Here is a 13,269-nt window from a genome sequence, read left to right as displayed (position 1 = left end):
AGGAAGAGGTGAAACCGCCTTTGAAACCGAAATTGACCGGAGTTTCCTTGCGGTGCCCGGAATGCTCTTCGTCGGTAGTACCGGGCACAACCGGAGTCTGTCCCCACATCATGGCGGGGAAGGCCAACAGATATAAACCCATCAAGATTCGTCGCAACTCCATCTCTTAAAACCTTTATCGCATTATTACTTCTTTTTCTCTACTGACCATCCGAATTTGCCTATCTTTTCTCCCAGCTCATAATATCCACCGTGCACATAGACCAAGGGATTCGTTTCCGCCAGTTCCAGTTTGCCGGTTTCAGGGTTCAGATTACGGGTATCGGCACGTACATTTACCACATCCGCTATAAACATGTCGTGCGAACCGAGAGCCATAATCTCCTTTACCCGGCATTCTATGCAAAGCGGTGATTCCTCGATAAGAGGCGCGCTGACTACGGTGCTTTTCCCCGGTGTCAGATGCATTTCCTCGAATTTGTTGTAGTCCTTTCCGGAGCGTACGCCACACCAGTCCGTGGCCCGTGCCATATCTTTCGTGGTGAGGTTGATGACGAATTCCATATTCCGCTTGATGATGTCGTAGGAGTGGCGTTCGGGGCGTACGGAGATGTAGCACATGGGCGGGTTCGTACAAATCGTCCCCGTCCATGCGATAGTCAGAATGTTATATTCCTCCGGAGTGCTTCCGCAGCTCACCAGTACGGCGGGCAGCGGATAAATCATGGTTCCGGGTTTCCAGTCTTCTTTCATATAATCTCAATATCTTCTCTGGTCTGCTCCTTTTCGCAGTAGTGACATTTGATGACGCAATTGTCCTTATCCACGACATGAAACAACGTAGGCATAGGCTCATTGTTCGTGATGCACTTCGGGTTGGCGCATTTCACGATTCCGCGCAGCTCTTCGGGCAGGCGGACTTCGCGTTTCTCCACCACTTCGTAGTCGCGGATAATGTTCAGTTTTACATTGGGAGCCACCACGGCGATACGGTTTATCTCTTCGTCGCAGAAGAACTTGTCGGCAATCTTGATGATGCCTTTCGTGCCCAGCTTCTTGCTCTTGAGGTTGAAGCCGATGGTGATATTGTTGCTCATGTGTTCCAGTCCGAGCAGGGAGACTACGGTAAACAGTCTCTCGGAGGGTATATGGTCTATTACAGTGCCGTTTTCCAGAGCAGCAACCTGCAATTCCTGTTTCTTTTCGCTTAACATCTTGAAATATTAGTTATTAGACGATTCTACTGAATTACTCCTTTACTCTTTTTCACCTCATCCAGCGTGATGCCCAGTACATCGCACAGAATAGCTTCACGGGCATACAGTCCGTTTTGTGCCTGCTGGAAATAGTATGCCTTGGGATTGTCGTCCACATCATAGGCTATTTCGTTGACACGGGGCAACGGATGCAGGATGCGCAGGTTGGGACGGGTATGTTCCAGCATCTTGTTGCGCAGGATGTAGACATTCTTCACCCGCTCGTACTCCATAAGGTCGGTGAAGCGCTCGCGCTGCACACGGGTCATGTAGAGGATGTCGGCATCAGCAATGATTTCTTCCGTAAAGTCCGTATGTTCCACGTACTTGATGTTGTGCTCGCGGCAGTAAATTTTGTATTCTTCGGGCATCCGCAACTCGTCGGGAGCGATGAAGTGGAAAGTGGGGTTGAAGTGGCGCATGGCCATCAGCAGGGAGTGGACGGTACGGCCATACTTCAAGTCGCCGACCAGGAAGATATTCAGGTTCTCCAGTGTGCCTTGTGTCTTGTAGATGGAGTAGAGATCGAGCATGGTTTGTGAGGGATGCTGGTTGGCACCGTCTCCGGCATTCACAATGGGCACGGTGGTGACTTCACTGGCATAGCGTGCGGCCCCTTCGAGGTGGTGGCGCATCACGATGATGTCGGCATAGTTGCTTACCATCTTGATGGTGTCTTTCAGCGTCTCGCCCTTGGATGAGCTGGTGGCCTTTGGGTCGCTGAACCCGATGACACGTGCTCCAAGCCGGTTGGCGGCAGTCTCGAAACTGAGGCGTGTACGGGTGGAAGGCTCGAAAAATAAGGTGGCAACTACTTTCCCGTCCAATATATGCCGATTGGGATGGGCTTCAAACTCTTTCGCCATCTCGAGCATATAGAGGATTTTTTCCCGGCTATGCTCGGCAATGGTGACTAAACTTCTGTTTTCCATATCGTTGAATTCATTTATACTTTTCGAGAGTGTAAAGTTACGGAAAATATGCGGGCTACGGAAATATGCGGGGAAGTTTTTTGCGAAATATGGGCTGTTTTTTTAACCGTGTGGCTTGTTGTCCGGAATGCCACACTTCATCATCCGAAATGCCACACTTCGACAAAGTAAATGCCGCATTTCGCGAATGTTCAAGTGTGGCATTTGCCTTAGTCAAGTGCGGCGTTTGCCTTGTCGAAGTGTGGCATTCCGGACAGTGAAGTGTGGTATCTCTTTACGCCGTCGCCGTCGTTCTTTTTAACGACAACGTCGTTTTTTCTCTTCTCTTCTTATCTTATCTCCTCTTACGCGCGCGAGGGCAAGTTTTCGTTGTCCCAATCTGTATTATAGCTCATTACGATGTATTTTTCCTTTCCGATTTTTTCTTCAAGTTTTCTAATTGTTTTGCAATCGTTTTGCATTTCACTGAGAGTTTCCATTAAAATAAACGGGCGTTTTTTTTGTGGATGCCGGAAATCTTATCCTGAAAAAGATATAAAAAGCATAGGCACATCCAATATATTTCCGTACCTTTGCCCTATTATTGAACTTTGATTTTAGCAACTGAAACATGATAAGGAAAGTCGTCAAAATCCTATGGATTTTCATCGCACTGATTTCGCTGGTGTGTGTCTTTATATTCTTTTCCATAGCCAAGGGCTGGATAGGCTATATGCCTCCGGTGGAAGACCTGGAAAATCCGAATTACAAATTTGCCACAGAAGTCTTTTCCGAGGACGGAAAAGTATTGGGTACTTATTCCTATAGTAAGGAAAACCGCGTGTTTGTGGGATACAATGATTTGTCGCCCAATATCATCAACGCCTTGATAGCTACGGAAGATGTACGTTTTGCCGAACATTCGGGCATTGACGCCTACGCCCTGACGCGTGCCGTAGTGAAGCGCGGTATCCTGATGCAGAAGAATGCCGGCGGTGGCAGTACCATCACCCAGCAGCTTTCCAAACAGCTTTATTCTCCCAGTGCCGACAATGTGATGGAACGTCTGTTCCAGAAGCCCATCGAATGGGTGATTGCCGTAAAGCTGGAGCGTTACTATACAAAAGAGGAAATCCTCACCATGTATCTCAACAAGTTCGATTTCCTGAACAATGCGGTAGGCATCAAGACTGCTGCCTTTACCTACTTCGGTTGCGAACCGAAAGATTTGAAGATTGAGGAAGCGGCTACGTTGGTGGGCATGTGCAAGAATCCGTCTCTCTATAATCCGGTGCGCTACAATGAACGTTCCCGCGGACGGCGCAATGTGGTGCTCGACCAGATGCGGAAAGCGGGATATATTACGGAAGCCGAGCGCGACTCCCTCCAGGCATTGCCTCTGAAACTGAAGTACAACCGTGTGGACCACAAGGAAGGGTTGGCCACTTATTTCCGCGAATACCTGCGCGGCGTGCTCACCGCCAAGAAGCCCGACAAGGCCAACTACCGCGGCTGGCAGATGCAGAAATACTACGAGGATTCACTCGACTGGGAGAACAATCCGCTCTTTGGATGGTGCGAAAAGAACACCAAGAAAGACGGTACCAAATACAACCTCTACACCGACGGGCTGAAAATCTATACCACGCTCGACTCGCGTATGCAGCAGTATGCCGAGGATGCCGTGACAGAGCATCTGAAGGAACTGCAAGGTTACTTCTTCAAGGAAAAGAAAGGGGCCAAGAAAGCTCCCTACACCTTCCGTCTGACCCAGGAGCAGGTAGACGAGATTCTGGGACGTGCCATGAGGTTGTCCGACCGCTACCGCCTCATGAAGAAAGCCGGAGCCACCGAAGCTGAAATAAAGAAAGCCTTCGACACCCCGGAGGAGATGTCCGTATTCAGTTGGGAAGGGGAGAAAGACACCATTATGACCCCGATGGATTCCATCCGTTACTACAAGTTCTTCCTTCGTGCCGGTTTCATGTCCATGGACCCGCGCAGCGGACATGTCAAGGCATACGTAGGCGGACCGAACTACCATTACTTCCAGTACGATATGGCCATGGTGGGACGCCGCCAGGTAGGTTCTACCATCAAGCCTTTCCTTTATACACTGGCTATGGAGAACGGTTTTTCTCCCTGCGACGAAGTGCGCCACGTGGAATACACGCTGATTGATGAAAACGGAAAACCGTGGACGCCGCGTAATGCCAACAAAAAGCTGATTGGTGACATGGTGACTGTGAAGTGGGGGCTGGCAAACTCGGACAACTGGATTACGGCCTATCTCATGAGTAAACTGAATCCCTATAATCTGAAACGTCTTATACATACTTTCGGTGTCCGCAACCGTGATATAGTACCTTCCGTTTCACTCTGTCTGGGCCCGTGCGAGATTTCCGTCGGCGAGATGGTAAGTGCCTATACCGCATTCCCCAACAAGGGTATCCGGGTAGCTCCGCTGTTCGTGACCCGCATCGAGGACAATGATGGAAACGTGCTGGCAACCTTTGCTCCCGAAATGCAGGAAGTCATCAGTGTATCCAGCGCTTACAAGATGCTGGTCATGCTGCGTGCCGTTGTCAACGAAGGTACCGGAGGCCGTGTGCGCCGTCTAGGTGTGAAAGCCGACATGGGCGGCAAGACCGGAACGACGAACTACAATGCCGACGGCTGGTTTATGGGCTTCACGCCTTCGCTTGTGTCCGGTTGCTGGGTGGGCGGTGAGGACCGCGACATCCACTTCGATACGATGCTTCACGGACAAGGTGCTTCCATGGCATTGCCTATCTGGACAAAATACATGGTGAAAGTGCTCGGTGACAAATCTCTGGGATATGATGAAAATGAAACATTCCAGTTGCCCGAAGGCTATGACCCGTGCAAGGATGATGTGAATCTGGAAGGAGACACCCATATAGAAGAACCGATAGAGGGACTCGACGAACTGTTTAATTAGTTGAAAGGTGAAAATTGAAAGTGGAAAGGTAAACTTTCAATTTTCACCTTTTCCCCTTTCACCTTAAAAAATGGATTATACGATTAGTATTGGGAGCAACGAACAGCGGAGGGAGAACATGGAACTGGCTCGCAGACGCTTGACGGAACTTTTTTCGGGAATACGTTTCTCGGAAGAGGAGGAGACGGTACCTTTGTTCTTTCACCGTCCGAATCTGTTCTCCAATCAGGTGGCATGCTTTGCTTCCGATAATCCGGTAGAGGAAGTCACCGCCTGCCTGAAAGCCATCGAACGGGAAGCCGGAAGGAAGCCCGAGGAGAAGGAGCAGGAAATTGTACGGCTGGATATAGACTTGTTGTCTTGTGACGGGACTGTCTATAAGCCAAAAGATTTGAAACGTGATTATATCCTGCGAGGATTGAAACAACTGTTATAATTAATAAAGAATATAAGGAGATGGGTCGATAGTATATGAACACTTTCGGACACACTCTCATTTTAAAAAACGAAGATTGAAAATGAAATTTTTAGGAATCATACCTGCCCGTTACGCATCTACGCGTTTTCCAGCCAAACCATTGGCGGTGTTAGGTGGAAAAACCGTGATACAGCGAGTATACGAGCAAGTGGCAGGAATCTTGGACGATGCATACGTGGCTACGGACGATGAGCGTATTGAAGCCGCAGTAAAAGCATTCGGAGGAAAGGTGGTAATGACTTCCACCGAACATAAAAGCGGCACCGACCGCTGTCAGGAAGCTTGTACAAAAATAGGAGGACAGTTTGATGTCGTGGTGAATATCCAGGGGGATGAGCCTTTCATCCAGCCTTCGCAGTTACAAGCCGTCAAAGCATGTTTCGACGATCCGGCCACCCAGATAGCCACTCTGGTGAAACCCTTTACGGTAGATAATGGTTTTGAGGCACTGGAAAATGTGAACTCTCCGAAGGTTGTGCTCAACAAAAACAGGAATGCCCTCTATTTTAGCCGTTCCATCATTCCCTACCAGCGCAATGCGGCGAAGGAAGACTGGCTGGAGAACCATACGTATTATAAGCATATCGGCCTTTATGCCTATCGCGTAGAGGTACTGAAAGAGATAACCGCCCTTCCGCAGTCATCCCTCGAGATTGCCGAATCATTGGAACAGCTTCGTTGGTTGGAAAACGGATACACTATCAAAGCAGGTATCACGGATGTAGAAACTATCGGCATAGATACTCCTCAAGATTTGGAACGGGCAGAAGAATTTCTTAAAAGCCATGGGCTGTAAACTAGAAAGCCCATGCTGAACCGAAGTGACCAACCCCGGATTCTTGAACCGGAACAACTGGTGGTGCAAAGGCCGGAACGTATCAAGTTGCCTAATGGCGTGCCATTGAGTGTGCTCAATGCCGGTGACAATGAAGTGACACGTATCGATCTCCTCATGGCAGGCGGCCGATGGCAACAGAAACAGCCCTTGCAGGCGTTGTTTACGAACCGCATGCTTCGCGAGGGAACCCGACGCTACGATGCCGCCCAGATAGCGGAAAAGCTGGACTATTACGGAGCCTGGCTGGAATTGTCCAGTGCATCCGAGTATGCCTATGTCACCCTTTATTCTCTGAATAAATACCTTCCCCAAACGCTTGACATATTGGAGTCTATCGTCAAAGAGCCGGTATTTCCCGAGAAAGAGCTGGGAGTGATTGTAGACAACAATATCCAGCAGTTTCTTGTCAACTCTTCCAAGGTGGACTTTCTGGCGCACCGCGGATTGGTGAAGGCTCTGTACGGCGGGCAGCATCCCGGTGGACGTCTGGTGCAGGAAGAGGATTATCGGCGCATCACTCCTGCGGTGCTACGCGAGTTTTATGACCGTTACTATCATTCCAATAATTGCAGCATCTATCTCTCGGGTAAGGTAACCGGTGATTGCATCCACAGGATAGAGTCCTTGTTTGGCTGCGAGGCTTTCGGTACGGATTTCCGCAAACCGGAGAAGACAGAATTCCATCCGGTTACCACCTCCGGAAAACGTATCTTCATCGAACGTCCGGACGCCCTGCAAAGTGCCGTCCGTATGGGCATGCTTTCCCTGGACCGTAATCATCCGGACTACTTGAAGGCCCGCGTACTGGTCACACTGTTCGGGGGTTATTTTGGCAGTCGCCTGATGTCCAATATCCGGGAAGATAAAGGATACACATACGGTATCTCCGCAGCCATCATGCCCTATCCGGGGCAGGGAGTGTTGGCGGTCAGTGCCGAAGCCGCCAACGAATTTGTGGAGCCTCTTATCGGTGAGGTTTATCATGAAATAGACCGCCTTCAGAACGAGCTGGCTTCCGATGGAGAGCTTTCCATGGTGAAGAACTATATGTTGGGAGACATGTGCCGTAGTTATGAATCTGCATTCTCGTTGGCAGATGCCTGGATTTTTGTGCAGGTATCGGGCTTGCAGGATACCTACTTTGCCGAAGCACTGGATGCTGTCAAGGAGGTTACTCCACAAGAAATCCGTGAACTTGCAGGGCGGCATTTATGCAAAGAGAAATTAAAAGAAATAGTGTGCGGCAAAAAAATGTCATAAAAAGCGGGAGTTATCGCATCATTTTACCGGATAAATCCTACCTTTGTCAATTATCAACTATCAATTATCAATTAATGAAATATCTATATACTGCACTCATTCTGGCTTTCTTATGCCAAGGTGGAGCCACTGCCCAGGAAAAAAAAAGCGGCTTTTTCGATAAAGTGAAAAGTACATTCTCTTCGGAGATAAAGATAGGTACCTATACGTTCAAAGATAACGGGGCCGTCTATACCGGTGAAATAAAAGGCCGCAAGCCCAATGGAAAGGGGAAGACCGTTTTCAAGAACGGCGACGTCTACGAGGGTGAGTATGTGAAGGGCAAGCGTGAAGGCTACGGTACATATATGTTTCCCGACGGTGAAAAGTATGAGGGGCAATGGTTTCAAGACCAGCAGCATGGCAGGGGTATCTACTATTTTATGAATAACAACCGTTATGACGGCATGTGGTTTCAGGATTACCAGCACGGTAAAGGAACCATGTACTATTACAATGGTGATATTTATGAGGGCGACTGGGTGAATGATAAACGTGAAGGCCAAGGAACGTATACCTGGAAGAACGGTTCCAAGTATGTAGGCTCGTGGAAGAATGACAAGAAAGACGGCAAAGGAACACTGACCTGGAATGACGGTTCCAAATATGACGGAGAGTGGAAAAATGATGTCCGGGACGGTAAAGGAACTTTTGAATATGCCAACGGTGACAAATACGTAGGTGACTGGAAGGACGACATGCAGCATGGCAAAGGTATTTACTTTTTCCATACCGGCGACCGTTACGAAGGTTCTTATGTTCAAGGTGAACGTACCGGAGAGGGCATTTATTACCATGCTAGCGGCAACAAGTATGTGGGCAGCTTCAAGGATGGAAAGCAGGAAGGCCACGGTACATTTACGTGGGCAAGCGGCGCCGTTTACGAAGGTAATTGGAAAGATAACCAACGTGACGGATACGGTACTTACAAATGGAATGTAGGTGACTCTTACGAAGGTGAATGGAAAGACAATAAGTTCAACGGCCAAGGTACCCTGATTCAGACCGATGGAACCAAATATAAAGGCGGTTTTGTGAACGGTATGGAAGAAGGTAGCGGTATCCAGGAGGACAAGAACGGAAACCGTTATGAAGGCTTCTTCAAACAAGGCAAGAAACACGGTCCGTTTGTAGAAACAGACAAGAACGGAAAGGTGATACGAAAAGGAACCTACAAGATGGGAAGGCTGGAGAATTAGAATTAAAAATTAGAAATTAAAAATTAAAGGCTGCGCAATGTTCACTTCAGAACCGCGCAGCCTTTAATTTTTAATTTCTAACCGCGGAGCGGTTAGATAATGTATTGTGAACTGATTGATTCATTGTTCATCACCCGCTTGATGGTTTCGGCGAACATATCGGCAATGCTCAACTGTTTAACCTTGTCACATTTTTTAGAGTAGGGGATACTATCAGTAAATACCATTTCCGTTAGTGCGGATTCTTGTACACGGAAAGAAGCAGGGTCGGACATTACGCAGTGGCTGGCAATGGCACGGACAGATTTGGCTCCTGCTTCCAGCATGATGTTGGCAGCCTTGGTAATGGTTCCTGCTGTATCTACAATATCGTCTACCAATACTACATTCTTGTCTTTTACATCACCGATGATTTGCATGGTGGCAACCACGTTTGCTTTTTCGCGTGTCTTGTTGCACAATACCAGGGGTACACCGAGGTATTTGGAGAATGTGCTGGCGCGTTTTGAACCGCCGACATCCGGGGTGGCGATTACCAAGTCTTCCAGTTTCAAGGATTCAATATAGGGGAGGAATACTGCTGATGCATACAAATGATCCACCGGAATATTGAAGAAACCTTGAATCTGGTCTGCATGAAGGTCCATCGTAATCAGACGGTCGATACCTGCAACAGAGAGCAGGTCGGCCACCAGCTTGGCGCCGATGGAAACACGGGGTTTGTCTTTTCTGTCCTGACGTGCCCAACCGAAGTAAGGGATAACGGCTACAACGCTTTTTGCCGATGCTCTTTTAGCAGCATCAACCATCAGCAGAAGTTCCATCAAGTTGTCAGAATTAGGGAAGGTTGATTGAACCAGGAATACATGCGAGCCACGGATAGATTCCTCATAAGAGACTGCAAACTCACCATCTGCAAAATGGGTGATGTTCATCTTTCCCAGAGGGCAATCAAGGCTAGCGCAGATTTTCTCTGCAAGGTATCTCGAATTTGTTCCGGAGAATACCATAAAGGGTGCTTTTTCGCTCATTTGTGTAATAGATGTTACCTATTTGTTAATTTGCATGCAAAGGTAGGAATTTCCCGTTACATAAAACAAGAGTTATTGTATAAAAATTATTTTTCTTTCCCGGATTTATTCGTAGCTTTGCTTTATGAAACGACTTTCTTTTATATGGTTTGCGGGGTTGTTGTGCCTTTGTACAACAATGGTTTCGTGTGTGGGAACGGCACCCATGAAGGAAGTACGCCTTATCGACTCTCTAAACCAGGTGGCTTATGCTTTTCGTTATAAAAACCTGGATTCATCCTGCCATGCGGCATCAAGGGCCTACCGTGAAGTCAGCCTCTATAAACAAGGAAAAGCGGAAGCATCCAATAATCTGGGCTTTTGTGCTTTTATGCGCATGGATTTTGAGCAGGCCGAAAAGTTTCATATGGATGTCTATAATCTGACCAAGAATGAACTGGAACTCCTTATTGCCGACATCGGTTTGATGAAGATTTATCAGCGGACGGCGTTGAACAAGGAGTTCTACGATTATCGCAATAGTGCCTTGCACCGTATGAAAAGAATAGCGGAGGATGACAATCTGTTTGTGGACCAACACGAGCAAATGCGTTTGAATTATGCCCGTTCGGAATTTTATATTGTATCTGCTGTGTATTATTATTATTTGCAACAGCGTCCGGAAGCTGTAGCCTCTATTAATGAAGTTACTAAAAAACAAGAGTTGCTGGCAGATACCAATCAGCTGTTGTATTATCACTACATCAAAGGTTCTGCTGCCTTATGCGAGGGTGAGACACCGGATGAGCGAAGACTGAGAGAATTTGATGAGCTCTATACCGCATGGCAGTTGGCTTCGCGCAAGGGCTATCTTTACTTTGAGGGCAATGGAGTGCAGGGACTTGCCAACTTGATGGCTTCACCGGATAATTACGCATTTTTTCAAGACCGCCGCTCCCATGCCTTGACACGTTTTGGAGTACCGGTAGATTCGCTGCTTCCCATGCGTCTGGGGCAGTTGGCATTGCAAAAATTCAGCCAATACAAGGATTTGTATCAGATAGCAGGTGCATATGTATCTATCGGCAAATACCTGAATGCCCACAGTCACTATACAGAAGCTCTTGACACGCTAAAACTTGCTCTGGAATGTGTAAATGACCATCACCGCCTTTTCTATGACTGCCACGATAGTTTGGACTGGCTGAAAGCATTTGACCGTCGAGATACGATTTGTGCGGAGAAGGCATGGATGGAGCAGAAACTGAAAACCGTGCCCGAGTGGATTTCACGTATTCGTGAACAGTTGAGTGTTTCGTATGCAGGACTCGGGATGAAAGAAAAATCAGACTATAACCGCAATATTTACCTGGATATCCTTGAAGATACACGCCAGGATAAAGAGCTGGAAAGCCGCTATCAAGCATTGGAAAAGGAGGCGGGGCAGCTCAACGTCGTGTTGTCACTGGTCATTGTGGGCTTCGTGCTTGTATCCCTCTTTTTCTGGTTTTTCAACAAGCGTTCCAAAGACCGGAACAGAGTGCATCTCCGCCGTCTGCAGCTGATGCTGGATATCTGTCAGAAGATAACGGCATCCATTCCGGCAGATGCACAGACTGAGGAGGAAATCATCGACTCTATCCGGACGGCTGTCTGCCCGGAATTGGAAAAGCTGTTTGGAGTGAAGGACATCCGCATAGACAACGGGCAATTAGTGTTCCCGCGTCGGATGAGCAAGGATGAGCAGGCGATGGTACGGGTGATAACCCCCTATATCCAATGGGCAATCGACAACGGCATGACGTCCATCTCCCTTGGGGATGAGCGCCGCAGACTGGAAAAGCAACGCTACATTTACGAGCAGCACATCGCGGGGAACAAACGGCAAAATCTGATAAAGAAAGCATGTATGGCTATTGTCAACGGGATTCATCCGTACATAGACCGTATCATCAACGAAGTGCAGAAACTGACTCAAAAAGGATTCATCAAAGAGGAACGGATAAAGGAGGAGAAATACCAGTATATCGACGAGTTGGTTACTACCATCAACGAATACAATGATATTCTTGCCCTTTGGATAAAGATGAAGCAAGGAAGCCTTAGCCTGAACATAGAGACGTTCGAATTGAATGAACTTTTCGAGCTGCTCAGGAAAGGAAGCCGTACATTCGAGATGAAGAGACAGTCGTTGGAGGTGCAGCCTACGGATATCCGGGTGAAGGCAGACAAAGCCCTTACATTGTTTATGATAAATACACTGGCAGAGAATGCCCGTAAATATACCCCTCAGGGCGGTATGGTGAAAGTATATGCACGGCAGGAGGAGGATTACGTGGAAATCTCGGTAGAGGATAATGGTTGTGGATTGTCACCGGAAGATGTAGCTCGCATCGTGGGAGAAAAAGTATATGACTCAAAAGCCATCGGTATGAGTGACGCTCCCGACAAGGAGGAATTGAGGAAGAACAAAGGAAGTGGCTTTGGACTGATGAACTGTAAGGGCATCATTGAAAAATATCGCAAGACGAATGATTTGTTCAAGGTCTGTCTGTTCAATGTGGAGAGCGGGCTGGGAAAAGGCAGCCGTTTTTATTTCCGTCTGCCTGCCGGTATCCGTAAGTCTGTGTCGGTGTTGCTCGTCGTGTTGTCTTTGTGCATGTCATCCTGCCGGCATGCTGTGGAACAGCCTGCTTCCGGAGAGGTGTTACCGGATTCTTTGGCACTGCTTGCACAGAATGAATACGAAGCTTTGCTGGACGAAGCCTCCGATTATGCCAATGAAGCTTATTACTGCAATGTAGACGGAGAATACGAACTGGCTTTACAATACATAGATTCGGCAATGTATTGCCTGAACGAACATTACAAGCAATACGCCCATCCTATACATCGCTATATGACGCTGACGGGAGACGGGGCGCCTGCGGAACTGGATTGGTGGAACCAGATGTTCAATTCGGATTTCCATGTAATTCTGGATATCAGGAATGAAGCGGCAGTCTCATTTCTTGCATTGAAGCAATGGGATGACTATAGTTATAATAATGCTGCCTACACTACCTTATACAAACTGTTGGGAGAAGACCAATCCTTGGAAGAATATTGCCGGCAGCTGGAGCGTTCCACCAACAACAAGATGGTGGGCATTTTGCTGGCGGTGGTTTTGCTGTTCGTATTACTGTCGGGATATTACATACTCTATTTCCGTAAGCGTCTGGTGAACCGCTGGAATCTGGAGCAAGTACTGGAAATTAATGGAAAGGTGTTCAATGCCTCCTTGTTGCCGGTTTCGGATACGGAGGAAATGTTGCAG

At 47.8% G+C, this 13,269-nt stretch carries 10 protein-coding genes and 1 pseudogene; 6 read left to right on the top strand and 5 right to left on the bottom strand.

Features of this window, described 5'->3' with window-relative positions; all coding sequences use genetic code 11:
* From ABUA47_RS14085 to pyrB, 4 genes and pseudogenes are all read right to left on the bottom strand, one after another.
* A pseudogene (locus ABUA47_RS14085) lies at positions 1–112 on the bottom strand (PorT family protein); the annotation flags it as partial.
* A gap of 74 nt (positions 113–186) precedes the next feature.
* Complete coding sequence (locus ABUA47_RS14080) at positions 187–753, bottom strand: flavin reductase family protein (protein WP_005829084.1); 567 nt, start codon at positions 751–753, stop codon at positions 187–189.
* Positions 750–1,214, bottom strand: coding sequence for an aspartate carbamoyltransferase regulatory subunit (gene pyrI, locus ABUA47_RS14075; RefSeq protein ID WP_005829083.1), 465 nt, complete (start codon positions 1,212–1,214; stop codon positions 750–752). Before pyrI ends, ABUA47_RS14080 begins: the two co-directional genes overlap by 4 nt.
* A gap of 26 nt (positions 1,215–1,240) precedes the next feature.
* Complete coding sequence (gene pyrB, locus ABUA47_RS14070; RefSeq protein ID WP_005829081.1) at positions 1,241–2,188, bottom strand: aspartate carbamoyltransferase; 948 nt, start codon at positions 2,186–2,188, stop codon at positions 1,241–1,243.
* Between the two features lie 610 nt (positions 2,189–2,798).
* On the opposite strand from pyrB, the gene ABUA47_RS14065 reads away from it, so the two are divergent.
* The 5 genes from ABUA47_RS14065 to ABUA47_RS14045 all read left to right on the top strand — a co-directional run bounded on the left by ABUA47_RS14065 (position 2,799) and on the right by ABUA47_RS14045 (position 8,943).
* Complete coding sequence (locus tag ABUA47_RS14065) at positions 2,799–5,129, top strand: transglycosylase domain-containing protein (RefSeq protein ID WP_044467769.1); 2,331 nt, start codon at positions 2,799–2,801, stop codon at positions 5,127–5,129.
* Positions 5,130–5,199: 70 nt separating this feature from the next.
* On the top strand, positions 5,200–5,565 hold the full coding sequence (locus ABUA47_RS14060; protein WP_005829072.1) for a 2-amino-4-hydroxy-6-hydroxymethyldihydropteridine diphosphokinase: 366 nt from the start codon (positions 5,200–5,202) through the stop codon (positions 5,563–5,565).
* Between the two features lie 82 nt (positions 5,566–5,647).
* Positions 5,648–6,403 carry a 3-deoxy-manno-octulosonate cytidylyltransferase gene (kdsB, locus tag ABUA47_RS14055; protein WP_005829071.1) on the top strand — a complete coding sequence of 252 codons (756 nt, stop codon included), beginning with the start codon at positions 5,648–5,650 and terminating at the stop codon, positions 6,401–6,403.
* A 12-nt stretch (positions 6,404–6,415) separates the two neighbouring features.
* Positions 6,416–7,705: a M16 family metallopeptidase gene (locus ABUA47_RS14050; protein WP_005829070.1), complete on the top strand. Its 1,290-nt coding sequence runs from the start codon at positions 6,416–6,418 to the stop codon at positions 7,703–7,705.
* 74 nt (positions 7,706–7,779) lie between these two features.
* Positions 7,780–8,943: a phosphatidylinositol-4-phosphate 5-kinase gene (locus tag ABUA47_RS14045; protein ID WP_005829069.1), complete on the top strand. Its 1,164-nt coding sequence runs from the start codon at positions 7,780–7,782 to the stop codon at positions 8,941–8,943.
* 92 nt (positions 8,944–9,035) lie between these two features.
* Here the strand turns inward: ABUA47_RS14045 and ABUA47_RS14040 are convergent, their stop codons facing one another.
* The gene (locus ABUA47_RS14040; protein ID WP_005829068.1) at positions 9,036–9,974 is read right to left on the bottom strand and encodes a ribose-phosphate pyrophosphokinase; all 939 of its coding nucleotides are present in this window, start codon (positions 9,972–9,974) and stop codon (positions 9,036–9,038) included.
* Between the two features lie 124 nt (positions 9,975–10,098).
* On the opposite strand from ABUA47_RS14040, the gene ABUA47_RS14035 reads away from it, so the two are divergent.
* Positions 10,099–13,269 (top strand): DUF5113 domain-containing protein (locus tag ABUA47_RS14035; RefSeq protein WP_349831690.1); only part of this gene is annotated, 3,171 nt, incomplete at its 3' end.

Origin of the sequence: Bacteroides sp. RTP31139st1_H2_RTP31139_211217, from assembly GCF_040227615.1 — a bacterium.
GTDB lineage: Bacteria > Bacteroidota > Bacteroidia > Bacteroidales > Bacteroidaceae > Bacteroides > Bacteroides uniformis.
The sequence above is the reverse complement of the archived record's forward strand: the minus strand, read 5'-3'. Positions and strand labels throughout refer to the sequence as shown.